This is a genomic window from Bacilliculturomica massiliensis, assembly GCF_900605495.1.
In the GTDB taxonomy this organism is placed as follows: Bacteria; Bacillota; Clostridia; order Peptostreptococcales; family Anaerovoracaceae; genus Bacilliculturomica; species Bacilliculturomica massiliensis.
Genome location: NZ_LR027602.1, coordinates 90,231 through 116,501 on the forward strand (window position 1 = coordinate 90,231; position 26,271 = coordinate 116,501).

A 26,271-nucleotide genomic window follows, 5' to 3' on the forward strand; every position below is an offset into this window, starting at 1 on the left:
TGATTATGGAAACAAAAAATATATTGGAAGTAAAAAATCTGTGCACGTATTTCTTCATGGACAGCGGCGTGGTGAAAGCGGTGGACGGTCTGGATTTTGTGCTGGAGGAAGGCTCTACCCTGGGGATCGTGGGAGAGTCGGGCAGCGGCAAGAGCGTCACTTCTCTGGCCATCATGGGTCTTCTGAAGGGAACCACCGGTAAGGTGGTGGAAGGAGAGATCCTGTTCGACGGCAGAGACATCGTACCTCTCAGCGAAGAGGAGCGCCGGCGGATCCGGGGCAATGAGATCGCCATGATCTTTCAGGAGCCCATGACCAGTCTCAATCCCGTCATCAAGACAGGGGAGCAGATCATGGAAGTCATCCGCCTGCATCAGGGCGCCTCCAGGGAGGAAGCGAAGGAGCGGGCCATACAGCTTCTCAAGGATACCGGTCTGCCCCGGGTAGAGAGCATGTTTGACGAATACCCCTTCCAGCTGTCCGGAGGACAGCGGCAGCGGGTGATGATCGCCATGGCGCTGGCCTGCAATCCGAAGATACTCATTGCCGACGAACCCACCACGGCGCTGGACGTCACCATACAGGCTCAGATCCTGGATCTGATGCAGAGGCTCAAGGATAAGGTGGGCACCTCCATCATCTTCATCACCCACAGTCTGGGCGTGGTGGCGGAAGTCTGCGATCATGTGCTGGTCATGTACTGCAGCAGATCCGTGGAGATGGGCGAAGTGAAGACGATCTTCAAAAACCCCGCTCATCCCTACACCAGAGGGCTGCTGGCTTCGATCCCCAAACTGGGCGAACACGTGGAAGCGCTGGAATCGATCCCGGGCAACGTGCCTAACCCCAAATTCATGCCTAAGGGCTGCAAGTTCGCGCCCCGCTGCAAGGAAGCCATTGAAAAATGCAGCCAGATGGAACCGCCGCTGTTTGATCTGGGCGGCGGACACAAATGCCGCTGCTGGCTGTGCGAGAAGGAAGCGGCTGACGTCCGGTCCAGCGGCGATGGTGCCCACGGCGACTGCGGCGACGGCGGCGGGAGAACCAGTGCGGGAGGTGGCGTCAATGAGTGATTGTTTACTGGAGATCAGAGATTTGAAGCAATATTATCCGGTGCGCACAAAAGAACAGAGAAAGACTTTTGTCAAGGCGCTGGACGGCGTGAGCTTCCAGGTGAAGGAAGGCGAGGTATTCGGCATCGTGGGCGAGTCCGGCTGCGGAAAGTCCACCATGGGTCTGACCATATGCAAGCTGATCGAGCCTACCTCCGGCGATATTATATTTGAAGGCCGCAACATCAGCGGGTACAAGAGAAACGCCATGCGCGAAGTGCGCAAAAAGATACAGATGGTCTTTCAGGACCCCTACGCGTCCCTGAATCCGCGGATGTCCATCCACGATATCATCGCGGAACCTCTCATCATCCACAAACTCTGCCGGACGACGCAGGAGATCGACGCCAGAGTACTGCAGCTGCTGAGACAGGTGGGGCTGGACGACTACCACGCCAAACGCTATCCCCACGAATTCAGCGGCGGACAGCGTCAGCGGGTGGGCATCGCCAGAGCTCTGGCCGTGGAACCGAAACTGATCATCGCCGATGAGCCGGTATCCGCCCTGGACGTTTCCATCCAGTCTCAGGTACTGAATCTCCTCAGCGATCTGAGAAAAGAGCTGAATCTCACCTATCTGTTTATCGCACACGATCTGAGCGTGGTGGAGCATATCAGCGATAAGGTGGGCGTCATGTACCTGGGCAATTTTGTGGAGGTGGCAGATAAATACAGTCTTTACGAAAAACCTCTGCATCCCTACACCCAGGCGCTGCTTTCCGCCATACCCGTGCCGGATCCCGAGGTAAAGCGGGAGCGGATCATTCTGGAGGGAAACATCCCTTCGCCTATCAACGCGCCGTCCGGCTGCAAATTCCATCCCCGCTGCCGGCACTGTATGGAGATCTGCAAGCAAAAGGCGCCGGAACGGATCGACGTGGACGAAAATCACTTCGTCTACTGCCATCTGTATGGGGCTGACGGAAAGCTGAAAAAGTGAGATGAGTTCGGTGTGCGATCCGTCGGCAGAGCAATGTATCATAAGATTTTGCCGTCAGCCAGTAAACTGGCTGGCGGTATTCTAACATCCCGGCTGATTTTTGATCTGATCCTTTATTTCTGTAACATCTCCGCGGATATCCTTTACGATCTGGAATTTTTCAACGATAGACGTATTCTCTTGTTTTTTCAAGTGTGTGTTTCTGGCCTTGTGTATAACTCATCTGCTTGTCCCTCATTATTGAGCGATCTCCCAATCAGAATACCCCGCAGTATGTGTTATAATAATTAGTATTAGATGAAGGTGTGTGACTTTTGTTTATTTTATTGATGACCGGAGAGGAAGAAGAAAAAATATCGCGGCGGAAGACTGGTTGATACTGTACAGAATCGTGTTTTCTGCTAAAACGGGGGATCGATAATGAAGAAGAGAAAATATGTAAAATATTTATATTTTTTATCCTGGATATTCAGCTTTGTTTTTCTTTATCTCAACATAACGGGTAAAACACAATTTTATGATGTGGCGGTCAGGTTCTCACTTCTGTTTATGTTCTGTCTCGTTTTAATAAGCCCTCAAAGCACGGTTCTTTTATTTAGCAGAAATAAGAACCATACGGGGGAGCCATGGGTGGTCATATGGAGAATACTATCAATTATTGCGATTATTACTCAAATGTATTATATCAATATTAACGGTCAGTGAAAAAGAAAAGGAGGAATGGTGGAAAAAATGGGGAAAAGAGTGTATATCAGTGTGGATATCGAGGGAATAACCGGCGTGACGGATTGGGACGAAACGTTCCTGAACTCTCCCGACCATGAGAGGGCGGTAAAGCAGATGAATGCGGAGGCCGCGGCGGCCTGCCGGGGAGCTCTGGCAGCCGGAGCGGAAAAGGTCTGGGTGCGGGACGCCCACGATTCCGCCCGCAATATTGATCCGTCGCTGCTTCCGGAGGGCGTCAGGCTGATCCGGGGCTGGGGCTGTACGCCGGATTCGATGATGGAGGAAGTGGACCAGGGCTTTGACTGCGCGGTCTGCATCGGATATCATTCGGAGGCGGGAACCGACGCCAACCCACTGGCCCATACCATCAACAAGGACCGCATCGTCGAAGTTCGGCTGAACGGAGAAGTGTGCTCGGAGCTGGAGCTGAACAGCCTGATCTGCACCAGGTACGGCGTGCCTATCGTATTCGTCAGCGGCGACGAGGCCATCTGCCGCAAAGCGGAAGCGCTGTACGGCATCAAGACCGCAGGCGTCAAGCGGGGAAGCGGGGAGGCCACTGTCAATCTTCACCCGGCGGAAGCTGTCCGGCTGATCGAGAACGGAGTCAGGGAGGCTGTGGAAAAGGGAGGGACCTGTCCCAAACTGCCTGAAGAATTCGACCTGACGGTGCGATACAAAAACCATGCGGAAGCCAGAAAAGCCTCGCAGTTTCCGGGCGCCAGAGCGGTGGACGCCTGCACGGCCGGTTACCGTACCGCCGATCTGAAGGCCTTGTTGGTAGCCAGAATGTTTCTGATTTGATCAGACGTATTCTTCGCCGGTGCTGGAACCAGATGAGGACCGATTTTTGTGGAGGACTTTTATGACGACAGCAGAGATCTGTGGGGAAGCGATAGAAGCGCTTTCTCACATGAGTGGAAAGACCGGATTTTATTATAAGGATCTGGCCACGGGGGAGACGGCTGGGTTTCAAGAAAAGGCGCAGTTTCGGGCGGCCAGCGTTTATAAACTGCCGCTTTTCGCGGGTATTTTACTGCTGGCGCACCGTGGAGAGGCGGATCTCTTTGCTAAGGTGCGCATCGCGGAGGACGAAAAGATCCCCGGCTGCGGCGCGGTACAGCATCTGACGGGTGAACCGGAGCTGGACGTCTTGTCTCTGTGTAAGCTGATGATTACCATCAGCGACAATACGGCGACCAACGCGCTGGCCCGCTATTTTGGGATCGAAAGGATGAAGCCGGTGTTTCGGGAGCTGGGGCTTTCGGGCACGCAGATGAACCGCTGTCTCTACGATCTTGAGAAGGAAGAACAGGGGATCCAGAACTGGATCGTGCCGGAGGAGCTGGGCGGCCTGCTGGAAGGGATCCATCGCAGGACGCTGATCAGTCCGGAAGTTTCTGCGTATTTGGAGGAGATCCTCCTCCAGCAGCAGATCAACCATAAGATCCCAGGTATCATGGGAGAAAACGTTCCCGTAGCGCACAAGACCGGAGAGGAGGACGGTACCACCCACGACGTAGGGATCGTCTGCGCGAACCGGCCTTTTGTGGTGTGTTTCACCTCCAATGAGACAGATGTTCCTGTCTTTGAAGACTTCATACGAAAGACCTCGTGGAGGCTTTACTGCGCGGCGATGGATCAGCCGTGCCGCCTTGGCTGATCCACGGATGATCCACTGCCGAAGGCGCTTAAGAAAAATAAGAAAACAGGACTTAAACTTACAATAATTAAGTGAAAGCCCTGTTTTCTTTTTGTTTTGAGGTATTCGTTCAAACCGTTGAAATCCCTCGATTTGACGCCTATAATCAAGGCGAAAAGAGAGAGGATCGATCCATTTAGTCAATATGGACGGAGCGTGGACTCACTACGGTGGAAAATACGATCTGGGTCTGGGTTTTTCCAAAGGACTGCAGCGAACCGACAAACTGGTCCAGAAGAGAGGGCGTGGGGAAGCAGACCTTCAGGAGCATAGAATAAGCCCCGGCTACGTGGTAGCATTCCAGCACGTTTCTGCTGTCACGGATAAAATCCACGAAAGCGTTTTTCTGATCGGGATCCATGGTCAGCTCAATAAATGCAGTGATGGGATAACCCAGCTTTTCCGCGTCGATGTCGGCGCGGTACCCGGTGATGACGCCGCTTTTCTCCAGCTTTTCGATCCGCGCCGCTACGGCGGGGGAGGTGAGAAACACCTGCTGGGAAAGCTGGTTCAGGGAGATCCGGGAATTGCGGGAAAGCAGAGCCAGTATTTTCTTGTCAATATCGTCTGTATGGTACATATTTAAAACCTTTCCGGCGTGGGCCGCACACCATGCAAGCGTATCGTCCGAGACGGGCGTACCAATGTTATTATAAGATGAATCCAGGGCTTATGCAAGCGCGGGGCTGAAAGGGACGATTCTTTTTTATCCGCGCTGCCGGATCTGGGCGCCAGATCTGGGGATATGCCGGGAGGTCCCGGATCTATTCTGTAAGATCAGAGATAAAGAGGTGAATGAAATGATCATGGCGGAGGCCAACGGGCGGACCATCGGGAAGCCCGACAAATTGTTCGGCGTGAGCAGCCTGGCGAAACAGAGGATCGCCGAGGCCGGAAAAGAAAACGTCATCGACGCGACCATCGGAGTCCTGCTGACGGACGAGGGGAAGCTGGCTGTACTGTCCTCCGTGATCGAGGGACTGCGGCAGCTGGCGCCTGAAGATTTTGCCGAATATGCGCCTATTGCAGGGATACCTTCTTACGGCGAAACAGTGAAAAAAGCCGTGTTTCTGGATGAACAGCCGGACGCCTTTGTGGAGACCTGTTTTACGCCGGGCGGCACGGGAGCCCTCAGAAACGCGGTCTCCTGCTATACGAAGCCCGGGGAGGCAGTGCTGACAGGGGACTGGCACTGGAGCCCTTACCGCGTCATCGCGGAAGAGCAGGGCCGCAGGTTGGAGACTTACAGCCTGTTTGACGGGGAAGGGAAGTTCAACTACAAAGCATTCGGCGCGTCCCTGACCGATCTGCTCAACCGGCAGGAGGGCGCACTGATCATTATAAACACCCCGGCACACAATCCAACCGGCTACACATTCACAGCCGATGATTGGGACCGGGTGATCGAGACGATCTGCAAATTCCCGGATAAAAAGATCCGCCTGCTGGTGGACATTGCGTATCTGGACTTTTCCGGCGACGCCAGGGCGTACAGAGCATTTTTCAAGAAGCTCACGGGACTGCCGGAAAATATACTGCCGTTGGTTGCATTCAGCGCGTCAAAGGGATTCACCCTTTACGGCATGCGCTGCGGCGCGCTGCTGTGCATGGCGCCTACGGCGGAGATCGCAAAGGAATTTAAGGACGCCTGCACAGTGGCCAGCAGGGCCAGCTGGTCCAACGGAAACCGGGCCGCCATGACGGTGCTGTCCAATATCTTTGCGGATGAGAACCTTCTGGCCAAGGTGACGGAGGAACGGCAGTTTTTCCTGGACGCGCTGAGACGCAGGGGAAAGGCCTTCATGGACGCGGCTGCGGCGGCGGGCCTGAACTGCTGTCCTTATGATTCCGGATTTTTCGTGACCGTTCCCTGCGAAAATGCGGAGGCGGTCGGCAAGGAACTGCAGAAGTACGACATTTTTACCATTCCCCTGGGAGAGGGCGTCCGCGTATCGGTGGCGTCCATCACGGAGACGGAATGTGCCCGGATACCGGAAAAGCTGAAGCTGGCCATCGAGGCCGTAAACGCCTAAATGCAGAGGAAAATGAGCGAGTTCATTTTAAGGAGGAAAACAAAATGACGATCAATAATCAGGCGGTGGAGACGTGGATCGGAGAAATGGCTGAGATGACCCGTCCGGACCGCATTGTCTATATAGACGGCAGCAAAGAACAGATCGAAGAGCTGCGGGAGCTGGCCGTGCGCACCGGAGAGATGATCCGCCTGAATCAGGAACTGCTGCCCGACTGTTATTATTACAGGACGTCGCCCAAGGACGTAGCCCGGGATGAAAAACGCACGCTGATCTGTACAAAGACCAGGGAAGAGGCGGGTCCCACCAACAACTGGACGGATCCGCAGGAAATGTATGCGAAGATGAAAAAGCTTTATCAGGGCTGCATGAAAGGCCGGACGATGTACGTCATTCCCTTTTCCATGGGAGTGCCCGGATCGCCCTTTGCCAAGATCGGTATCGAGCTGACGGATTCGGTCTATGTGGTGCTGAATATGTGCATCATGACCCGCGTGGGAGCAGGCGCTGTCCGTCTGCTGGAGGAAGGCGCCGACTTTACCCGCTGCCTGCACTCCAAGGCGGATCTGAATGAAAATGAAAAGTATATCGTTCACTTCCCGGAGGACAACGCGATCTGGTCCATTAATTCGGCCTACGGCGGCAACGTGCTGCTGGGAAAGAAGTGTCTGGCCCTGCGCATTGCGTCATTCATGGGAAGAAACGAGGGCTGGATGGCGGAGCACATGCTCATTCTTGGGATCGAGAATCCTCAGGGCGAAGTGAAATATATCTGCGCAGCCTTCCCCAGCGCCTGTGGAAAGACGAATCTGGCCATGCTGATCCCGCCGGAACTGTACAGAAAACAGGGTTATAAAGTCTGGACCGTGGGCGACGATATCGCCTGGCTGCGGGTGGGTGAGGACGGCCGTCTCTGGGCGGTCAACCCGGAGAACGGTTTCTTCGGCGTGGCGCCCGGGACCAACGACAGATCCAATCCCAACGCCCTGGCTACCACAAAACGCGGCACGATATTTACCAACGTTGCCAGAAATCTGGATAACAATACCGTATGGTGGGAGCGGCTGGACAAAGAACCTCTGGTGAACGGAGAGGACTGGCTTGGCCGTCCCTGGAACGGAAGAGAGTCGGAAGAAAAGGGGGCGCATCCCAATTCCAGGTTCACCGCTCCTGCGGAGAACTGCCCCTGCGTCAGCAGCGAGTTTAATTCTCTTACCGGCGTGCCCATCTCTGCTATCGTTTTCGGAGGCCGCCGGGCAAAGACAGAACCTCTGGTCTATGAAGCCAGAAACTGGAATCATGGAGTGTTCATGGGGGCGTCCATGTCCTCGGAGACCACTGCCGCCGCCAACGGAGCGGTGGGCGTCGTGAGACACGATCCCATGGCCATGCTGCCGTTCTGCGGTTATAACATGGCGGACTATTTCCGGCACTGGCTGGAAATGGGACGCCAGGTGACCGATCCGCCGAAGTTCTTCCACGTGAACTGGTTCCGTACCGATGAGGAGGGAGCCTTCATCTGGCCGGGATTCGGAGAAAACCTGCGGGTGCTTCTGTGGATGCTGGACCGCTGTGAACACAAGGTGTCGGCGGTAAAGAGCCCCATCGGCTTCCAGCCCGATCCGCGGGACATCGATCTGACCGGTCTTGATATAGCACCGGAGACTATGAAAAAACTGTTGTCCATCAATCTGGATATCTGGAAAGATGAGGCGGCAGGCATTGAGACCTTCTTCTCCCAATTCCCGGACCTCCCCAAAGAGCTGGCGGAAGAACTGACCACCCTGAAAAAAAATCTGCTGATCCCAACGGCAAATCCAAGAAATGCGTCCTCCTCGATCGCAGTATAAAATAGAATCAATCGGAGGGTTTGCCGGAGTTTGATATCCACAATGAGAAAAAGCCGTCTCGACTGCCGGATCGTCCGGCGGTGCATCGAGCGGCTTTTTCTTTTTGATGACATAGGAAATATCGTCCGTTGATATTTCCGTATGTATCATTCCGCAGGGCGAATCACGTTTCTAAAGGCGACTTTTTTATTTTCAGACAGACGGACTATCCTTTCGGCAGCAAAGAACACTAGGATAAACAGATATCATTGTGGTATGATAAAATAGAGGTGAAGCTTTTATGAAGGAAAAGAAGACCGCAGAGGCGAACGAAAAAGAGTTTCGCTGGAAAGAGGAAGTCAAGCGGCTGGCGTTCATCGTCACAGCGTCGGCTATCATGGCTGTCAACATCAAGAGTTTTGTTCAGGCCGGAGGACTGTTTCCCGGCGGGTTCAACGGGCTGACGCTGCTGATCCAGCGCAGCGCCCAGGAGTTTTTCAACATTGCCCTGCCTTTCACGCTGATCAACTTTCTGTTGAATGCGGTTCCGGCGGTGATCAGTTACCGGACCATCGGCAAGCGTTTTACGCTGTACTCCTGTGTGATGATCGCGCTGACCGGCTTTCTGACAGACCTGATCCCGGCGAAAGCGATCACATACGATGTTCTCTTGATCTGTATTTTTGGAGGCATCATCAACGGTTTCGCCATCAGTCTGTGCCTCATGGGCCGGGCCACCAGCGGCGGCACAGATTTTATCGCCGTGGCCCTCTCGGAAAAGCTGAACTTTGACGCCTGGAACTACATTCTCATCGGCAATGCGGCCATGCTCATCGTGGCGGGTCTGCTGTTTGGCTGGGACAAAGCGCTGTATTCCATTATCTTTCAATTTGCTTCCACCCAGGTGGTGCGTACGATGAACCAGCGTTACAAGCGGGTATCGCTTTTCATCGTCTCTCACGAGGCGGAGAAGATCTACGAGGTGATCAAGAAAGAAACGCATCACGGAGCCACGCTGTTTCGGGGAAAGGGACTGTATAAGGGGGAGCCTCAGTCCATGATCTATTCCGTGATCTCCAGCGACCAGGTAAAGTCTGTGACGAAGAAAGCCCATCAGGTCGATCCCCGGGCGTTTATCAATGTGATCAAGACGGACCAGGTCGCGGGCAGGTTTTATAAGGAGCCCAACGACTGAGACGCTGAACTCAACGGCCACAGGCCTGCAGGAAGACCTTAATAGGCGAAAACGCAAAAAATAAGCGGGTATCACCTATTTCCACAGGGAAACGGCCGATATTCTCAGGAATTCTATACAGATATAGGTGAGAAACAGTGAAACGATCGTTTCTCACCTATATTTTTGCCTGTTTTCGGTGATGCGATGAAATTTTTTCAAATTTCGCCTATTTGCTTGTACTGCCCCAGAGCTAACATCGCGGCGCAGGTACATAATGGAGCCGGCACTGAAGCCGACATGCGGGAGCATTTACGCCTTTTTGCAGGAGTGATCCGCCGGCGTGTCCGTGCGATTCGAAAAGGTTTGAATTCCCTTTGCCGGAGAGATATACTGGTAAGAGGAACGCCGTCTGGCGGGGAGAGAACGCAGGGCGGGGGACCGAACAGACAGAAAGATACGGACACACAAGAAAAGGAGTGGATCTGCATGGGAATTATTGATATGCACTGCGATACGCTGCTGGAGTGTTACCTGAAAAAAACAGGACTTCGCAGCGGGAAAGGGCATTTGAGCCTGGAAAAAATGAAAGAGGCGGGTATGACGGGACAGTGTTTCGCCATATTTCTTACCACGGGAGAGTCGGCTGTACAGGATGGAGTCACCATTGGGCCTTATGAGCTGTTTCAGGAAATGTATGAGCTCTACAGGCGGGAGTTGGAAGCGAACAGGGATATGATCCTGCCCGCATACACGGCGGACGACGTGGCCCGCAATGAAAAGGAAGGAAAACTTTCCGCCATACTGACGCTGGAAGACTGCGTATTGCTGGACGGAAAGATCGAGAGAGTGGACGAGCTGGCTGACCAGGGGGTGCGCATGGCCACTCTGATCTGGAATTACGAGAATTCTCTGGGCTACCCCAACAGCATCGATCCGCAGCTTCACGCAAAGGGGCTGAAGCCCTTCGGCATCGAAGCGGTGGAGAAGATGAACGAGAGAGGGATCATCGTCGATATCTCTCACCTGTCCGAAGGAGGATTTTACGACGTTGCGAAGTACAGCAAAAAGCCTTTTGCCGCGTCTCACTCCTGCGCCAGAGCGCTGTGCGACCACAGCCGCAATCTCACGGACGATCAGCTGCGGGTGATCGGGGAGACGGGAGGCGTGGCCGGAGTGAACTTCTACTCCAGATTCCTCACGGAGGGCAGCGACTTTACGACGATCGACCGCATCGTGGAGCACGCCGTTTACATGGCAAATAAGGCCGGTGTGGAGGCCGTGGCCATGGGATCCGATTTCGACGGGATCGACTGTGAGCTGGAGATGAGCGACGGCACCGGATATCCCAGACTTCTGGAGGCGTTGGAAAAGCATTTTTCGGATGACGATGTAGAGAAGATCGCTTCTGGCAATTTCCTGCGGGTGTTCCGGGAGTGTTCCGGGGCGGGCCGCTAGATAAGGGCAGGCTATTTGGGAGCTGCCAGGATCAAGACCACCAGAAACGTCGATTGAACGGAACTGAGAGCTACAAGGATCGCCAGCAGCGTGTAACATCTTCCGATCCAGGCAGCGCCTTTTCCGTGGCCGGGAAGGACCTGGTACTGCTGTTCCACATGGACCCCGCGGTTTTTCATCAGGTTCATGAAATTTTCCACGCCTACGGGAGAAATGACGCCGAGACGGCGGAAGGGTATAAAATATCGGGGGCCCTGGTCCCCTTCATAGAAGAGACTGATGCCGGATTTGGAGAAAAGCGCCCGCTGAACGGGGACGAGATCCAGCTCAGTCTTTTTTTTCGTTAAAAGGTTGAAGCCGGTCAGCGAAGTCTGGTCAAATTCGTAATAAAAAAACTTCCAGCCTGTGAAAAAAAAGATGCAGAGAGCCAGCGCCAGCGCATAGACGGCCACAGTGGCGACCACGTAAGCATCTTTATAGAAACCGCCGGCAAAGAACAGCAGCAACCGGACCAGAAGCGCCCAGATCACAAAGATAAGGAAGAATTGTTTGGACAGAGAAGAATAGTAATATCTGATTTTATACATGTGATTTCTCCTTTCAAATTTTTAAAGGACTGTGTTATCATAAAAGTGCGTCGGCGGAAGGCGGAGGTAATACGTATGGAATTGAACACGAACACCATTGTACATATGGTAAATGATTTTTCCCGGGGACTGATCGGTGTGGACGTACAGGGAAAGATCAGTATATATAACCGGAAGGCCAGGGAGATCACCGGTATTGATTTTGATCGGAGCAATACTCATGGAGCCGGTACGCTGCGGGACGGCGATATTGTGATCATCGCGGACAACAGCGTGGGAGGCGACGACGGCGACCTGAGCGCGGAGGATCTGCAGCTGCTCAATATCCATGACAAGAACATCGGCAGGGGAGGCGTGCTGCTGTGCGTGGGAGTCTACCGCAACAGCAGGATGGAGCCTGTCTATAAATATATGCCCAGTCACCAGCTTCGCCGGCCAATTGTGCTGGAGACCAATTACCTGGGCTTCCGCATCCGCGCGGCGGTAGATCCTGCCGAACGGCGCGCGTCTATTTCCGTCAACGACCGGGAATTTGTCATGAATTATTTTAGCACGGTGGGGCATATGGTCGCAATTGACGGAAGCACCGGCGCCATCAAATTTTTTCAGATGCAGGGATACAGCGTCCGGAAAGAAGACGCGGCCTATCTGCTTCGCGGCAAGGCCTTTCTGGCGAAGGAATCAGAACCCGGCGACGGGTTTTCTGTCATCGGAAGGCCGCTGTCCGATATTTTTGAAGAGGGCGAGCTCACCGAGAGAGTCTTCCGCATCCTGTGGGGAGAGGAAGACTCTGTGGACGACGCGATCTATGAGATCAACCGCAGGCCGGTGATCTGTTCCCTGTTTCCCGTGAGGAAGGAAGAAGACGGCACCGTGGACGGCGTTTTTCTCATGATACAGAACGCCACGCGGATGGAGGCGCTGCTGGAGGACAGAAACCGTCTGGCAGAGGAAGTGGAGCGCAAGTACAATGCGCCCCGGCCGGCTTACGGCAAAAATTATCCCCAGGACGCCTTCAAAGGTTTCGTAGGCAGCGGTCCTCTCATCAGCGAGGTCAAATATCTGGCCTACAAGGCGTCCCGGACCAAATTCAACGTTATCATCACGGGGGAGAGCGGCACCGGGAAATCACAGCTGGCCCGGGAGATCCACGACCTGCGGGGCGGCGGCGGACCTTTCGTCGAGGTGAACTGCAACGCCATTGCACCCACCCTTTTTGAGAGCGAATTATTTGGCTATGTGGGCGGCGCTTTCACCGGGGCGTCCACAGGTGGAAAGGCCGGGTATTTTGAAGCGGCCAACGGAGGGACCATATTTCTGGACGAGATCGGCGAGATACCGCTGGCTATTCAGGTCAAACTGCTTCATGTGCTGCAGAATAAGACGATCTACCGCGTAGGCTCGTCCAGGCCGCTGAAGGTGGACGTCCGCGTGATCGCGGCCACGAACCGAAACCTGAAGGAAGAGGTGGAAAAGGGGACCTTCCGTCAGGATCTCTACTACCGGATCAACGTGTTTCCCATACACATCCCGCCGCTGCGGGAACGGAAACCCGATCTCTATCCGCTTATCAACCAGATCCTGCAGCGTGCCTGCGCGGAGTACGACGTAGGGGCCAAACAGTTTTCGGGAGAGGCGCTGCGCAGGCTGCTGTCCTATGACTGGCCGGGAAATGTGCGGGAGCTGGAGAACGTCATTGAGCGGGCCATCACGCTGTGCGACTCTGAGCTCATCTATTCAGAGCATATCGATATCGATATGGATCCGGTGAAAAACGTAACGCTGAAGGACCGGCTGGCGGCTGAGGAATGTCGTATTCTGCGTGCGGCGCTGCAGAAATACAACGGGGATAAACGCCAGGTCATGGAGGAGCTGGGCCTTTCCAAGTCGGTGTTTTATGAAAAATGCAAGAAGCATGGTCTGCTGTAACAATGGGCCGGTTATCTCATATCAATATATTAGCTTGCAACATTTATGCCATTAAGCGGGGGGCTGTTTCAGACGCCGGACCGACGGTATAGAGAGACGTGTCCGATAATCAGGAAAAACGGTTTGGAAACCGGGAAGGATCTCCGGAAGAGGGCAGGAAAGAAGGCGAGGGAGAAACCATGAAGAGTCCGGAAGAATGGATAAGCGAATTGGATCTGGAACGGGAGTTGTCGGAAATAAGAAGGGATCTGCACAGGAATCCTGAACTCTCCGGGGAAGAATATCGGACCGGCGCACAGATCTGCCGGCGGCTGGAAGAGTGGGGGATCCCCTGTGAGAAGGGCGTGGCGGATACCGGCGTCGTGGGCGTGGTGACGGGGACCCGCGGACCGGCGAGGAAAACAGTAGGGATCCGGGCTGATATGGACGCGCTGCCCATTGAGGAAGAAAATAAAACTGCGCCTTATTGTTCCGTAAACCCGGGCGTCATGCACGCTTGCGGTCACGACGCTCACACGGCGATCCTGCTGGGCACGGCAAGGATATTGAAGGCAATGGAAAATGAATGGGCGGGAAGGGTGAAATTTTTCTTTCAGCCGGCGGAGGAGACCACAGGCGGCGCAGCGCGCATGATCGAAGCCGGCTGTCTTGAGGACCCTCATGTGGATTTTGTGCTGGGACTGCACGTGGATCCCGGCTGCAGCGCAGGACAGGTGGGAATCCGCTACGGAAAGATGTATGCTGCTTCCGATATGCTGACCGTAAGAGTGTACGGCAGATCAGCCCACGGCGCTCACCCGGACGAGGGTGTGGACGCGATCGTCGTATCGGCAAATATTCTGAATACGCTGCAGACTCTGGTGAGCAGAAATATCTGTCCCACCGGCGCGGCGGTCTGCACCTTCGGGACGATTCACGGCGGCAGCGTGCGCAACCAGATCGCCGACCGCGTGGAGATGCAGGGGATCCTGCGCACGCTGGACCATGAGACCCGGCGCTTTGCCCGGGATAAGATCAGAGCGGTCTGCGAACAGGTGGCGGACGCCATGGGGGCCCGGGCCGAGCTGATCGTGGAAGAGAGCTATGGTCCGCTCATTAATAACGACCAGGTCACAGATGTGGTACTGCGCAACGCCCGAACCGTACTGGGCGTAGAAAACGTGATCCTGGAGCAGGCGCCGGATATGGGGACTGAAGACTTTTCTTACTTCGCGGCTGCCCGTCCATCCTGTTTTTTTCATCTGGGGTGCGCTGCTCCGGGGGACAAAAAAACGGTGGATCTGCACAACTCGCGGTTTGACATCGACGAGCGGTGCCTGGCTGCAGGCGTGAAGCTTCAAGTGCGAAACGCGCTGACGCTGCTGGGAATGGAGTGAGCGGATCCTCCGGCAATATAGACCCGCGGCGGCCGCGCCGCCAGGCGGGAGACGATCTCATTTTTATTGGTGCCAGCAAGCTCCGCGGCTTCCGCTATGCTCATGGTGTTGTTCCGGCCATTTCCGTAAATAACGGCCCGGTCGCCCTCCCGGGCTTCGGGCACGCCGGCCAGATCGACCATACATTGGTCCATGCAGATGACGCCCACCACCGGACATTTGACGCCGCGTATGGTAACGTAGCCCTTTCCTCTCATGCTGCGGGGATATCCATCGGCGTAGCCGAAGGGCAGCGTGCCGATCCTGGTATCAGCGGGAGCGGTCCAGAGATAGTCGTAGCCCACGCCTTCCCCTTTTCTGATGCGGTGGATCTGCGAAATACGCGTCTCAAAGGTAAGGGCCTGCCTGACGGGGAGAAAGCCCTTGTGGAAACCCCTGAGACCGAAGACGAGAGCGCCGGGACGGATCATATCCATGCGGTATTTCGGATCGTCCACGGCGGAGATGCTGTCGGCAAGATGATGATAGCGGAAGGTGATCCCTTCTTTCTCCAGTCCCTGGATCACCGCGCAGAACTGCCGGTACTGCTTTTCATTTTCCTCGCTTCCTGCCAGCGCCAGGTGAGAGAAGATCCCTTCGACGTCGAGACCGGGCAGGCGGCAGACAGCGGCCATCTGGCGGAGATCCGTTGCTCCCAGCCGGTGAAAACCGGTGTCCACCTTCAGGTGCGCTTTAACGGAACGGCCGGTCTTACAAGCCAGATCTGACAGGATCCGGCCCTGTTCTATGGAGAAGATCGTCGAAACGATGCGGTTCTCCGCCGCCAGCGGCAGCAGGCGGTCGGGCGTATGGCCCAGAATAAAAAGCGGATAGTCAGGCCAGGCTTCCCGCAGCTCCAGAGCCTCGGTCAGCGTCGCTACGGCCAGATATGAGGCGCCGTGTTTCATGAGCGTGGCCGCGATGGGCACGGCGCCGTGCCCGTAGCCGTTGGCCTTGATCACAGGCATGACGGCCGCGCTTCCGGCCATCTTCCGGATCAGGTCCATATTGTAAGCGATGTCGTCCAGATCGACCTTGATCACCGTATCTCTCAACAGCATAACTGCAGATTTCCCCTCTTTCTATACCGGATATTCCGGTTTTACTCTCAGACGCCAGCGGTCCTGCCGGGGCAGGATACCGTTGATCCAGTTTTAATCCAGTTTTTCCATCAGAGCCAGAACGCCGGCGATCTCCATGAGGACGCCGGCGGAGATGCAGCGCTCGTCGGGACAGTAATATTCGCTGTGAAGAGGCGCGGAAGGGCCCTCCGGCAAAGACCTGGTGCCGATGTTGAAATACGCGCCTTTTACCGCGCTGCAGAAATAGGAAAAATCCTCGGCGCCCATGCTTGGCTTGGGCTGAAAATGGATCTGTTCTCTATTGAAGAAAGATGCTGCTGCGCCCTCCAGGATGGTCTCCACCTGATCGTCGTTGATGAGAGCGGGATAGCTCTCGGTAAAATCGACCTGGGCGGCAGCGCCGTAAGCAGCGGCAGTGGCCTCCGCGATCTCTGCCACGCGCCGGACGGCCAGGGACCGGGTGGCAGGGTCCAGGGTACGCACGATACCCTTCAGAACAGCCTTGCCGGCCAGCACGTTGGGGGCGGTGCCCGCCTGGAACAGTCCCACGGTCACCACGGCGGCGTCTGTGGCGGCAACGCTGCGGGCTGCCACGCTCTGCAGGGCGTTCACGACCTGAGATGCTGCCAGGATGGCGTCTACTCCGTTGTGGGGATGGGCTCCATGGCAGGAAACGCCGGTGACCGTTATGGTAAACTCGTTGGAAGCGGCGTTCATGCTGCCCCGACAAAATTCCAGATGTCCCGCTGGGATATCCGGATCCACGTGGAGCCCGATCACCGCGTTTACGTCGGGGTCTTTCAGACAGCCGGCCCTGATCATGGGCAGGGCTCCTCCCACTGTCTCTTCGGCTGGCTGAAAGAGCAGCTTTACTGTACCTGGCAGCTCATCCTCCATTCCCTTCAGTATCTTTGCGGCGCCCAACAGCACGGCGGTATGGATATCGTGGCCGCAGGCGTGCATGACGCCCTCGTTCAACGAGCGGTAGGGGACGTCGTTTTTTTCCTGGATCGGCAGGGCGTCCATATCCGCACGGACAGCGATCACAGGGCCGCCGGATCGGCGGGAGATCTTTCCCCCGATCAGTCCCACTATGCCGTGACCGGCCACCTCCGTCCTGTGCGGGATCTGCCACTCTGTCAGATATTCGCTGATTTTTGCAGAAGTACGAACTTCCTGCTGAGACAGTTCCGGATGGGCGTGAAGATCTCTGCGGATAGCGATGATCTCGCCGAGAACGGCGTCTACCTGCGCTTTCAGCGTCTCTTTTCCAATAATATCTATTGTTTTCATAGGTCTCTCCTGTATATCCGGCGAACGGTCCGCAGCGGGCGGTCCGCCTCGTCGTCTTTCACTTTGATCCAGCGGTTTCTGTCATAATACTTGCAACACCCATACCAAAAGAAGCGGGCGGTCTTTCAATGTTGTTTTAGGTGAAAAGCCCAATTGATCCGGATTATAGGAAAATCAGTCTGAAAATCAGGACGATCAACAAGGATGCTCTCAAACTCAAAAGGAGAATTATGTCGATTTTACAGTTGGGAAAGGTTGGCACGTTTTTTGCTGTTAGTAGATTACAAAGGTGTCATTCGTATCTGGACTGGCAGCGCCGAATAGGACAGGCAGAAAGGAGGAAAGGGGCGGAGAGCAGCTTGTCAGGTCAGAAATTAAAATGACGGTGGGAAATCATATACTATTATATTGTAAGGAGGGAACGCTTTATGATGAATTATATCTGGGTCGGTCTTGTGGCGATCGCAGTGATAACGGGAATTTTTACAGGCAATAGGGACTTCCGGCGAAAAAGGGAATCAGTATTGACGGACCGGTCTCTGAATAATGAAAAAACCTTCGAAATAAAAAAGGGTGAATACTGAAGAAAAGTAGCGTAAATTAAGAAGGAGAAATAATATGTTTATAAAAGTGATGGATTTCCTGGCTCTTTATGCGATTCCGTTTGTTGTGTTTGCCATTCCGGTGTATGCTATCATTAAAAAGGTCAAGGTCTACGCGGTTTTTGTGGACGGTGCGAAAGAAGGGCTGACTGTTGCCGCGACCATCCTTCCGTTTTTATGCTGCATGCTCTGCGGTATCGGCATGTTCAGGGCGTCCGGCGCAATGGAGTGGGTCGTGGGCATTCTGAGCCCCGTTACGAACCTGATCGGAATGCCGGCGGAAATTTTGCCTATGGGCATTATGCGGTCTTTTTCAGGCGGAGCCGCACAGGGGCTGCTGGCTGATCTGCTCACCAATTACGGGCCCGATTCTCTGGTGGGCAGGATGGCCTCCGTGGCCATGGGGTCCACTGAGACCACGTTTTACTGCATTGCCGTTTACTTCGGATGCGTTGGCGTGACCAAGGTAAGACATGCCGTGGTGGCCGGTCTGCTGGCTGACCTGGCCTCCCTTCTGGCCGCCTGTTTTGTGACAAATATTATCTGGGGCTGATCCTTCAGACAGCGGGAGCGGACGAGACAGGAAGACATATTGCAATCGAGATTATGGGAAAGGGAATATGGAATGAAATATCCAAAGAAATTAGAGGCGGGAGCGACCATAGGACTGATCGCCCCCAGCTCCGCCATCTCACAGGAACGGGCGAAGCAGTGCAGGGCCGTGATCGAGGGGATGGGTTACAAAGTAAAAATGGCAGATAACCTGACCGGAAACTATGCCGGATATATGGCGGGGAAGGGAGATGTTCGGGGCCGATGGATCAATGCCATGTTCGCGGATCCCCAGGTGGACGCTGTGTTTTGCGTCCGCGGCGGAGACGCGGGAAGCCGCGCCATGGAATATCTGGACCTGGAACTGATCAGAGAGAATCCGAAAATTTTTGTGGGGTACAGCGATGTGACAAGCATGCATCTGGCTTTCACACAGCAATGCGGCTTCGTCACCTTCCACGGTCCCATGGTATCGTCCAATATGGTGGATGAGTTTGACGAGGAGACAAAAAACAGCTTTTTCCACGCGCTGAACGCGGAAGGACCCTATGAATTCCAAAATCCCAAAGGCTTCCACATTTCTGTGCTGAAGGAAGGCAGCTCGAAAGGCGGAAAGGCGGAAGGCATCCTCACCGGGGGCAATCTGTCGCTTTTGACCGCTTCCATCGGAACGCCCTATGAGGTTGACACGAAAGGTAAGATCTTTTTCATCGAAGAGGTGGGGGAGACCATGAACCGGGTGGACCGCATGGTCTATCAACTGCGAAATTCCGGAAAATTCAAGGAGTGCGCCGGTCTGTTGATCGGACAGTTTACAGACTGTACGAATAAGGAAGCGCCGGAATATACGGAACTGGACTGTTTCCGCGAGGCGCTGGAGGGACTGGATATACCTGTGCTCGCCAACATACAGTCCGGTCATGACTACCCCATGATGACGCTGCCTCTGGGCGCAGTTTGTACGATGGATACAGTGAACCGCAGCATTTCCTTTGCCGCGCCTCAGCGGTAGGGAGAGGAGAAATACGAGATGATAAGAGAAGTGAAGAACAATGTGCTGTATGTTGACGGCTGCAGTACTGTGGATCTGGCGAAGAAATACGGAACGCCGCTGTATGTGTATTCAGAAAACGAACTGATCGGCCGTCTGGAAGAATTGAAACGCGACTTTACCTCAAAGTATGAAAATACGCGCGTGGCCTATGCGTCAAAGGCTTTCTGCACGGCGGCTATGTTGAAACTCTGCATGGAACAGGGGATCTGCACGGACGTGGTCTCCGGAGGTGAGATCTACACGGCGATGAAAGCGGGGTTTCCCCCGGAACGGGTGGAATTCAACGGGAACAATAAACAGCCGTCGGAGCTGGAGCTGGCGGTGGATTATGGAGTGGGCCGGTTTATCGTGGACAGCCTGCAGGAGCTCTCCCTGCTGGAATCGATCTGCGCTGCCAGGGGAAAGACCGCCAATGTGCTGTTTCGCATCACGCCGGGAGTAAGATCCGATTCCCACGATTATATGGTAACGGGGAAGAAGGACTCCAAATTCGGCATTCCGCTGGACGAAGACGTGATCTATCCTCAGGTAAAGCAGGCCATCGAGGCGCCCCATATCAATTTCATGGGTTTCCACTTCCACGTGGGCTCCCAGCTGTTTGACAATACGTCCCACCTGCAGGCCCTCGATATTATGCTGGACGTGGTTAAAAACGTAAAAGAGCGGTTCGGCTTTGATGTGACGGAATTAAATCTGGGCGGAGGCTTTGGCGTCACCTATACAACGGAAGAGAGAAAGCCGGCGTCATACTTTCTGCAGCCAATGATGGCGCGCATCGAGGCGTTTTTTGAAGAAATGGGCGTAAAGCGGCCTGCCGTGGTCATAGAGCCGGGCAGAAGCGTGGTGGCGGAGGCGGGCATGACCCTCTATACCATCGGCAGCATAAAAGAGATCCGGGATGTTCGCAAGTACGTCTCTGTGGACGGCGGTATGACGGACAATATCAGACCGGCGCTGTATCAGGCGGTCTACGACGGCGTGGTGGCCAACAAAGCCGATGAGCCGAAGGAGGAAGTGGTGACAGTCTGCGGCAAATGCTGCGAGTCGGGAGACATTCTCATCCGGGATATCGCTGTGGCGCGGCCGGAAAGCGGGGATCTTTTCGCTGTTTTCTCCACGGGAGCTTACGGCTTTTCCATGGCCTCCAACTACAACCGAAATCCCATTCCGGCAGTAGTTTTCGTAAGGGACGGAAAGGACCGGCTGGTGGTAAAACGGCAGACCTACGAGGACATGATGAGAAACGAGATCCTGTGACGGAGAATGGGAACGGAGAACAGGCAAGGAAAGCGGATGGGAATCGATTGAAAACCCGTGTGGTGCAGTTTTGCTGCGGCAGACGGGGGAATGGAGAAAGAAATGAAGTTTTCGAAATTCCAGGGAGCTGGAAACGACTTTATCATTCTCAACAACATGGAGGAAAAGATCCCTGCAGAAAAGCTGGGCGCTGTTGCCCGGCAGCTCTGCAGGAGACGGTTCTCTCTGGGAGCGGACGGCCTCATGGCGGTGGATCATCCCGTGCAGGGCGGCGACTATCGCATGCGTTTTTATAACGCCGACGGCAGCGAGAGCGAAATGTGCGGCAATGGGGCCAGATGTATCGCGCGCTATGGATATGAGAAGGGGCTGGCGGGAGAGATCCAGAGGATCGAGACGAAGGCCGGAATGGTGACGGGCAGGCGCATCGATCCGCGCATGTATCAGATCCGGCTGAACGATCCCACAAAGATCGAACTGGACCATGTTGCTGAGATCGACGGCAGAAAATATGAATATTACTATGTGGAATTGGGTGATCCGGGCATTCCACACGCCATAGTGGAGCTGCCGGAATTCCAGCTCATGGAAGAAGAGCGGCTACGGGAGCTTGGCAGGGCGCTGCGGTATTATAAGGATTTTCCTAAGGGAGCCAATGTAAATTTCTTTGTGCAGACCGGACCGGAGGAATTGTGGGAAAAGACCTTCGAACGCGGCGTGGAGGATTTCACTCTGGCCTGCGGCACAGGCACCGGCAGCGTGGTTACGGTGCTCACGCTTCTGGGCCGCGTCAGCGGCAGGGACGTTCGGGTCCGGGTGCCCGGCGGCGAACTGCGCATTACAGTGGAGCTGGATGGGGAGAAACCGGATGGAGCGCCAGATCGTGTGAGAGCGCTTTACCTGACGGGCCCTACCAACATCGTGGCGGAGGGAGAGATCACGGACGAGGATTTTTCGCTGCAATGAACAGGTGAGCGGACGGGCGGACATGCAGCGATCGAATAATATGATCTGTTGAGGGGAACTCTAGTCTTATGAATAAAAGTAAGACTGGAGTTTTTTATTGGAAAATAACGGCTGGACTGCTGGCGATCCTCCTGGCTGCGGCGGGAGGACTGATGCTTTCAGATCACCTGACGGAGAAGCTTGCGCACACGGCGCCGGATTACAGCCGCAGAGCGCTGGGACCGGTGTTGGAAAAAGGCGCGGTGCAGGCTGCTGTGAACCGGATGGAAGCAGAGACGGCACAGGCTCGGGAGACGTGGACGGGGCCTGACTGCGGGGAGAAGGAGACAGAGAGGGACAAAGAAGAAAAGCTGGAGACCAGTTACGTTTTCAGCGAAAGAGACTACGATTTTCTGTATCATCAGACCGGTCTGGGACGGCAGGCAGTGGATCAGGTACTCTCTGGGCCGGATGGGCCCGCAAAGCTGAAAAACCTGCAGGACACCTTTTTTGAAGAACCCCGTTACATCTGTGTCAGGGACAACGCAGTCTGCTGCCGCGAAGAGACGGTGGACGAAAAGGGCAGCGTGGTGCTGACCACAGATCTCACCGGCGTCCAGGACGGAGATATTCTCATCACGAAATCCTCCCACGTTTTTGGGTGGAGAAACGGTCACGCAGCGCTGGTGATCGACGCGGAAGACAGAGAGACACTGGAGGCCATCGTCATTGGAAAAGATACCGGCATCCGGCGATTCAGGAAATGGGAAAAGTATCCCAATATACTTGTTATGCGTCTGGCTGGCGCCGGCAGAGAGGAACGGGCGCAGGTAGCGGAATGGGCGGAGCAAAATCTGCTGGGCGTGCCCTATCGGCTCACCGCCGGTTTTTTTGGTGAAAAGCAGCGGGTACTGGACAGTTCCGGCAGGTCTGCGGCCGCAGCCTGCACGGGAACGCAGTGCGCGCATCTGATCTGGAGGGCTTACGCGCAGTTTGGCTACGATCTGGATCCCGACGGAGGGTGGGTCGTAACACCGAAGCAGCTGGCAAACAGTCCGCTTCTGGAGGTGGTACAGGTCTTCGGGATGGACCCGGACGATCCGTGGCCGTAAAGCGGCGTATTCTTACTGCATCTTCACGTTGTTCAGAGCGGCTTCTCCGACAAAATTATGCTCCACGGTGATGACGGTACAGTATTTGGGATTACGTGCCTTCAGCGCCTCGGTCAGCCGCGTCTTGATCTCAGAATCGGTCATGCGGCAGTCCCGCGACACTACCACATCAAAGATGACGTTGTGATGGGTGCATCCGGAGACCACGCGCAGATCGTGTGTGCTCAGGATATCCTCCATGCCGGAAGTGATTTCCAGGAGCTCATCCCTGACCCTGCCTGTGAGAGGATCCTTTGTATCCAGCGGGTCCATATGGATGGTGAGCTGGATGTGCAGCTCCCGGCCAACGCTCCGCTCTATATTGTCGATCATATCGTGACTTTCCATCAGGTTTCTGTGGGCGTCCACTTCCACGTGGACCGACGCGAAGATACGGCCGGGACCGTAATCGTGGATGACCAGATCGTGGATCCCTAAAACTCCAGGATGCGCTTTGACGTGAGCCTGGATCGCCTCCACCAGGGCGGGCTCCGGCGCCTGCCCCAAAAGGGGATCCGAGGTCTCTTTGATGAGCTGAAATCCGGAATACACGATAAACAGGGCCACAAGGGTGCCGAGGATCCCGTCCAGCTGGATGCCGGCCAGCTTTCCGATCAGAATGCCCAGCAGTACGACGCTGGTGGAGATCACGTCGTTTCTGCTGTCCTGGCCGGTAGCTTTGAGTGCGGCGGAGTCGATGGCTTCGCCCATTTTAATATTGAAATTCGCCTGCCAGATCTTTACGGCGATGGCCGTGATCAGTACAGCTACGGAGAGAATGCTGAATTCCAGCGGATCCGGGTGCAGGATCTTTTCCACAGAAGTGGATAGGAGCTGCAGGCCAAGGATGATGATGAGCAGTGAGACGATGAGACCGGTTATATATTCGATCCTGGCGTGTCCGTAAGGATGGTCTTCGTCCGCCGGTTTGGACGCCAGACGGAAACCGATGAGCGTGATCAGTGAGGACGAAGCGTCGGCCAGATTGTTGATGCCGTCGGCGAGAATGGCAATGCTGCTGAATAGAAGCCCGGCGGCTATTTTAAGCCCGCAGAGCAGCACGTTTGATACGATGCCCACGATCCCGGCCAGCCTGCCGTAGCTCTCCCGGACTGCGGGATTCTTTACATCTTCATAGTCTTTTATAAAACGCCTGATCAAAAACTGCCTCATAATACCTCCGTCTCATAATACCTCTGCTGCGGCCCGATCCGGCAGACAGACTGCTGCGGACAGGCCGGCGGCGCCTGCAGGGGGGAATGGGTCCCATAAACGAGCCGACCTATTTTAACATAAATCCTGCAGAATTTCAAAGGTATCATATGCCGGGCAGAAAAATGCCCATCAGATCCAGGAAGAAATCACAAGTTTTTCCTCTTATCAACAATCTGTGGGCGACAGGACGGAAAGCAGATCCCGCATGGAGTCGTCGTAGAAGCAATAGCGGTTTTTGCCGTTTTTCTTAGCCGCGTACAGGGCCTGGTCCGCCGCGTGGAACAGGGTCTCGTAATCTGATCCGTTTTCAGGAACCAGCGCGATCCCAATGCTCACTTCGATAAAGAAGGATTGAAATTTTACATGGAAGGAAGTAAAGATCCGCCGGATCAGAGACTCGATATCCCCCGTGTACGCCATGAACAAAAGGAATTCGTCGCCGCCCACCCGGGCGGCGATATCGCTTTCCCGGACGTTTTTTCGCAGAAGTTCCGCCGCGTGTTTCAGGACCTGATCGCCGAACATGTGCCCGTAACGGTCGTTGGCTTCCTTGAAATTGTCCAGATCAAACAGCATGATGGCGTAGCGCTTATCCTTGTCGGTCAGCGCCTGACGGATCTGCCTGCCGGCGGATTCGTGATTGTTCAGCTTGGTCAGAGAATCCTGTTCCGCCATTCTCTTCAGGTGTTCCAGCCGCATCTGCTCCTCGTGATCATCCACAAACTTGCCTATGACGCCCACGATATTACAGGTTTCGTCACCTTCCCAGAGAGGCCGGTACACGGCCTTGTACCAGCGCTTCCTGCCCATTACGTTCAGGCAGTATGAATTGCTGGCGATGGGGTTTTCCGGTGTGGCGGCCAGCAGACGGCGCTGGAAGTCCCGCAGATCTTCCCTTGAGAAGACCTGGGCCAGCTCCTGGCTGCTCTGCGGGCGCTGGATCAGCGTATTTAGACCCAGCTTTTTGGCGCCCCAGTCTGAGATGGCCAGCAGATCCGATTGATAATTGTATTCAAACTGGATCTCGTTGGACATGGACGCGAAGAACTGGTATTTGATCCGTTCCTGCTCAAAAAGGGTCAGCGTACGGTTGGATATATTGGATCCGGCCAGAGCCTGACTGGACAGTTCACGGATATTTTCTTCGCTGACTCCGCTCAGAGAACGCAGGGTAAGCTCTTCCGCCAGAGTGGGGCCCACCTGCCGCAGACACTCCAAAAGCAGGGGATTAAACGCGCCGCACTCTCCGTTCAGGATCATATGCATGGCTGTTTCGTGGGAATAGGCATTCTTATAGACCCGGACGCTGGTGAGCGCGTCGTATACGTCCGCCAGAGCAACCACCTGAGCCTCGATGGGAATATCGTCGCCTTTCAGGCCGTCGGGATAGCCCCGGCCGTCCCAGCGCTCGTGATGCCACCGGCAGATATTGTAGGCGATCTGGATCAGATCTTCCCTGTGGCGCTGGAGGGCGTCCTCCATGATCTGAGCGCCCAGAGCGCTGTGGGTCTTCATCACTTCAAACTCTTCCTGCGTCAGCTTGCCAGGTTTATTGAGAATTTCTTCAGGGATCGAGATCTTGCCCACGTCGTGGAGGGCGGAGGCGTTGATGATGAGGGCCATACGGGTAGGGGAAAGAGTGTAGAAAGGCGAGATCTCCTGAAGTTTGCGCAGAAAAATCTCAGTCAGCGTTCGGATGTGCAGCACATGAAGGCCGCTTTCTCCGTTTCGGAATTCGACGATGTTGGACAGGATCTCCACCATGAGAAAATTGTTGCGCTCTTTTTCCACGATCTGCTCTGCCACCATACCCTCAAGGGCCTTTTGTTTGGAGTACAGCATAATGGTATTGCGCACGCGCCGCTGAACTGTTTTTTCGTCGAAAGGCCGGCTGATATAGTCGGTGGCCCCCAGGTCGTAAGCGTGGTCGATGTAGGTGGAAGCGGTTTCTGCCGAGATGGTGATGACGGGGATCCGCCCGATCCAGCCCTTCTTGTTCATGTGGGCCAGAACTTCAAAACCGTCCATCTTAGGCATGACGATATCCAGCAGGACCAGGGAGATCTCGTCGTGTCTGCCGCAGAGAATCGCCAGCGCTTCTTCGCCGTCGGCCGCCTCCACGATCATATAATCCTCCGACAGCATATCCGCCAGCATGGATCGATTCATTTCCGTATCATCTACTATTAAAATAAGGCCTTGCCTTTTCATTCTT

Annotated in this window: 21 protein-coding genes; 15 read left to right on the forward strand and 6 right to left on the reverse strand. The window is 54.9% G+C overall.

Annotated features, from left to right (window positions below):
• Positions 1-5: 5 nt before the first annotated feature.
• From E0E37_RS07075 to E0E37_RS07090, 4 genes are all read left to right on the forward strand, one after another.
• Positions 6-1,073 (forward strand): ABC transporter ATP-binding protein, encoded by a 1,068-nt coding sequence (locus E0E37_RS07075; RefSeq protein WP_130862345.1) that lies wholly within the window; start codon positions 6-8, stop codon positions 1,071-1,073.
• The gene (locus E0E37_RS07080; RefSeq protein ID WP_130862346.1) at positions 1,066-2,052 is read left to right on the forward strand and encodes an ABC transporter ATP-binding protein; all 987 of its coding nucleotides are present in this window, start codon (positions 1,066-1,068) and stop codon (positions 2,050-2,052) included. The genes E0E37_RS07075 and E0E37_RS07080 overlap by 8 nt, the downstream gene beginning before the upstream one ends.
• 732 nt (positions 2,053-2,784) lie before the next feature.
• Positions 2,785-3,582 (forward strand): M55 family metallopeptidase, encoded by a 798-nt coding sequence (locus E0E37_RS07085; RefSeq protein WP_165445254.1) that lies wholly within the window; start codon positions 2,785-2,787, stop codon positions 3,580-3,582.
• Positions 3,583-3,643: 61 nt separating this feature from the next.
• Entirely contained in the window at positions 3,644-4,441 is a 798-nt protein-coding gene (locus E0E37_RS07090) for a serine hydrolase (RefSeq protein WP_130862348.1), read from the forward strand.
• 175 nt (positions 4,442-4,616) lie between these two features.
• Here the strand turns inward: E0E37_RS07090 and E0E37_RS07095 are convergent, their stop codons facing one another.
• Positions 4,617-5,060 carry an Lrp/AsnC family transcriptional regulator gene (locus E0E37_RS07095; protein ID WP_130862349.1) on the reverse strand — a complete coding sequence of 148 codons (444 nt, stop codon included), beginning with the start codon at positions 5,058-5,060 and terminating at the stop codon, positions 4,617-4,619.
• A gap of 220 nt (positions 5,061-5,280) precedes the next feature.
• Between E0E37_RS07095 and E0E37_RS07100 the strand changes: the two genes are divergently transcribed.
• The 4 genes from E0E37_RS07100 to E0E37_RS07115 all read left to right on the forward strand — a co-directional run bounded on the left by E0E37_RS07100 (position 5,281) and on the right by E0E37_RS07115 (position 10,974).
• Positions 5,281-6,513, forward strand: a complete 1,233-nt coding sequence (locus tag E0E37_RS07100; protein WP_246019680.1) for an aminotransferase class I/II-fold pyridoxal phosphate-dependent enzyme — start codon at positions 5,281-5,283, stop codon at positions 6,511-6,513.
• Positions 6,459-8,363 (forward strand): phosphoenolpyruvate carboxykinase (GTP), encoded by a 1,905-nt coding sequence (locus E0E37_RS07105; protein ID WP_281275517.1) that lies wholly within the window; start codon positions 6,459-6,461, stop codon positions 8,361-8,363. Before E0E37_RS07100 ends, E0E37_RS07105 begins: the two co-directional genes overlap by 55 nt.
• A 280-nt stretch (positions 8,364-8,643) precedes the next feature.
• Positions 8,644-9,537 carry a YitT family protein gene (locus E0E37_RS07110; protein WP_130862352.1) on the forward strand — a complete coding sequence of 298 codons (894 nt, stop codon included), beginning with the start codon at positions 8,644-8,646 and terminating at the stop codon, positions 9,535-9,537.
• A 468-nt stretch (positions 9,538-10,005) separates the two neighbouring features.
• Positions 10,006-10,974: a dipeptidase gene (locus E0E37_RS07115; protein WP_165445255.1), complete on the forward strand. Its 969-nt coding sequence runs from the start codon at positions 10,006-10,008 to the stop codon at positions 10,972-10,974.
• A gap of 11 nt (positions 10,975-10,985) precedes the next feature.
• On the opposite strand, the gene E0E37_RS07120 is transcribed toward E0E37_RS07115, so the two are convergent.
• The gene (locus E0E37_RS07120) at positions 10,986-11,561 is read right to left on the reverse strand and encodes a hypothetical protein (RefSeq protein ID WP_130862354.1); all 576 of its coding nucleotides are present in this window, start codon (positions 11,559-11,561) and stop codon (positions 10,986-10,988) included.
• A 75-nt stretch (positions 11,562-11,636) separates the two neighbouring features.
• Between E0E37_RS07120 and E0E37_RS07125 the strand changes: the two genes are divergently transcribed.
• Positions 11,637-13,490, forward strand: a complete 1,854-nt coding sequence (locus tag E0E37_RS07125; protein WP_130862355.1) for a sigma-54 interaction domain-containing protein — start codon at positions 11,637-11,639, stop codon at positions 13,488-13,490.
• Between the two features lie 179 nt (positions 13,491-13,669).
• The gene (locus E0E37_RS07130) at positions 13,670-14,866 is read left to right on the forward strand and encodes a M20 metallopeptidase family protein (RefSeq protein WP_130862356.1); all 1,197 of its coding nucleotides are present in this window, start codon (positions 13,670-13,672) and stop codon (positions 14,864-14,866) included.
• Here the strand turns inward: E0E37_RS07130 and alr are convergent.
• Entirely contained in the window at positions 14,827-15,966 is a 1,140-nt protein-coding gene (gene alr / locus E0E37_RS07135; RefSeq protein WP_130862357.1) for an alanine racemase, read from the reverse strand. The two genes, E0E37_RS07130 and alr, sit on opposite strands and share 40 nt — an antisense overlap.
• A gap of 93 nt (positions 15,967-16,059) precedes the next feature.
• Positions 16,060-17,280 (reverse strand): M20 metallopeptidase family protein, encoded by a 1,221-nt coding sequence (locus tag E0E37_RS07140; RefSeq protein WP_130862358.1) that lies wholly within the window; start codon positions 17,278-17,280, stop codon positions 16,060-16,062.
• Positions 17,281-17,898: 618 nt separating this feature from the next.
• On the opposite strand from E0E37_RS07140, the gene E0E37_RS07145 reads away from it, so the two are divergent.
• The 5 genes from E0E37_RS07145 (at position 17,899) to E0E37_RS07165 (ending at position 22,802) form a co-directional block, all read left to right on the forward strand.
• Entirely contained in the window at positions 17,899-18,435 is a 537-nt protein-coding gene (locus E0E37_RS07145; RefSeq protein ID WP_130862359.1) for a spore maturation protein, read from the forward strand.
• Positions 18,436-18,507: 72 nt separating this feature from the next.
• Entirely contained in the window at positions 18,508-19,446 is a 939-nt protein-coding gene (locus E0E37_RS07150) for a S66 peptidase family protein (RefSeq protein ID WP_130862360.1), read from the forward strand.
• 18 nt (positions 19,447-19,464) lie between these two features.
• Positions 19,465-20,745, forward strand: a complete 1,281-nt coding sequence (gene lysA / locus E0E37_RS07155; protein WP_130862361.1) for a diaminopimelate decarboxylase — start codon at positions 19,465-19,467, stop codon at positions 20,743-20,745.
• Between the two features lie 102 nt (positions 20,746-20,847).
• On the forward strand, positions 20,848-21,711 hold the full coding sequence (gene dapF, locus E0E37_RS07160) for a diaminopimelate epimerase (protein ID WP_130862362.1): 864 nt from the start codon (positions 20,848-20,850) through the stop codon (positions 21,709-21,711).
• Positions 21,712-21,779: 68 nt separating this feature from the next.
• Positions 21,780-22,802, forward strand: coding sequence for a hypothetical protein (locus E0E37_RS07165; RefSeq protein ID WP_130862363.1), 1,023 nt, complete (start codon positions 21,780-21,782; stop codon positions 22,800-22,802).
• A gap of 12 nt (positions 22,803-22,814) precedes the next feature.
• On the opposite strand, the gene E0E37_RS07170 is transcribed toward E0E37_RS07165, so the two are convergent.
• Together E0E37_RS07170 and E0E37_RS07175 are read right to left on the reverse strand one after the other, a co-directional pair.
• The gene (locus E0E37_RS07170; protein WP_130862364.1) at positions 22,815-24,014 is read right to left on the reverse strand and encodes a cation diffusion facilitator family transporter; all 1,200 of its coding nucleotides are present in this window, start codon (positions 24,012-24,014) and stop codon (positions 22,815-22,817) included.
• A gap of 207 nt (positions 24,015-24,221) precedes the next feature.
• Entirely contained in the window at positions 24,222-26,267 is a 2,046-nt protein-coding gene (locus tag E0E37_RS07175; protein WP_130862365.1) for a bifunctional diguanylate cyclase/phosphohydrolase, read from the reverse strand.
• Positions 26,268-26,271 lie beyond the last annotated feature (4 nt).

Bases quoted from the DNA above. Each gene is read 5' to 3' on its own strand.
- E0E37_RS07075 (WP_130862345.1), top strand. From the start codon at position 6: ATGGAAACAAAAAATATATTGGAAGTAAAAAATCTGTGCACGTATTTC.
- E0E37_RS07080 (WP_130862346.1), top strand. From the start codon at position 1,066: ATGAGTGATTGTTTACTGGAGATCAGAGATTTGAAGCAATATTATCCG.
- E0E37_RS07085 (WP_165445254.1), top strand. From the start codon at position 2,785: ATGGGGAAAAGAGTGTATATCAGTGTGGATATCGAGGGAATAACCGGC.
- E0E37_RS07090 (WP_130862348.1), top strand. From the start codon at position 3,644: ATGACGACAGCAGAGATCTGTGGGGAAGCGATAGAAGCGCTTTCTCAC.
- E0E37_RS07095 (WP_130862349.1), bottom strand. From the start codon at position 5,060: ATGTACCATACAGACGATATTGACAAGAAAATACTGGCTCTGCTTTCC.
- E0E37_RS07100 (WP_246019680.1), top strand. From the start codon at position 5,281: ATGATCATGGCGGAGGCCAACGGGCGGACCATCGGGAAGCCCGACAAA.
- E0E37_RS07105 (WP_281275517.1), top strand. From the start codon at position 6,459: ATGTGCCCGGATACCGGAAAAGCTGAAGCTGGCCATCGAGGCCGTAAA.
- E0E37_RS07110 (WP_130862352.1), top strand. From the start codon at position 8,644: ATGAAGGAAAAGAAGACCGCAGAGGCGAACGAAAAAGAGTTTCGCTGG.
- E0E37_RS07115 (WP_165445255.1), top strand. From the start codon at position 10,006: ATGGGAATTATTGATATGCACTGCGATACGCTGCTGGAGTGTTACCTG.
- E0E37_RS07120 (WP_130862354.1), bottom strand. From the start codon at position 11,561: ATGTATAAAATCAGATATTACTATTCTTCTCTGTCCAAACAATTCTTC.
- E0E37_RS07125 (WP_130862355.1), top strand. From the start codon at position 11,637: ATGGAATTGAACACGAACACCATTGTACATATGGTAAATGATTTTTCC.
- E0E37_RS07130 (WP_130862356.1), top strand. From the start codon at position 13,670: ATGAAGAGTCCGGAAGAATGGATAAGCGAATTGGATCTGGAACGGGAG.
- alr (WP_130862357.1), bottom strand. From the start codon at position 15,966: ATGCTGTTGAGAGATACGGTGATCAAGGTCGATCTGGACGACATCGCT.
- E0E37_RS07140 (WP_130862358.1), bottom strand. From the start codon at position 17,280: ATGAAAACAATAGATATTATTGGAAAAGAGACGCTGAAAGCGCAGGTA.
- E0E37_RS07145 (WP_130862359.1), top strand. From the start codon at position 17,899: ATGTTTATAAAAGTGATGGATTTCCTGGCTCTTTATGCGATTCCGTTT.
- E0E37_RS07150 (WP_130862360.1), top strand. From the start codon at position 18,508: ATGAAATATCCAAAGAAATTAGAGGCGGGAGCGACCATAGGACTGATC.
- lysA (WP_130862361.1), top strand. From the start codon at position 19,465: ATGATAAGAGAAGTGAAGAACAATGTGCTGTATGTTGACGGCTGCAGT.
- dapF (WP_130862362.1), top strand. From the start codon at position 20,848: ATGAAGTTTTCGAAATTCCAGGGAGCTGGAAACGACTTTATCATTCTC.
- E0E37_RS07165 (WP_130862363.1), top strand. From the start codon at position 21,780: ATGAATAAAAGTAAGACTGGAGTTTTTTATTGGAAAATAACGGCTGGA.
- E0E37_RS07170 (WP_130862364.1), bottom strand. From the start codon at position 24,014: ATGAGGCAGTTTTTGATCAGGCGTTTTATAAAAGACTATGAAGATGTA.
- E0E37_RS07175 (WP_130862365.1), bottom strand. From the start codon at position 26,267: ATGAAAAGGCAAGGCCTTATTTTAATAGTAGATGATACGGAAATGAAT.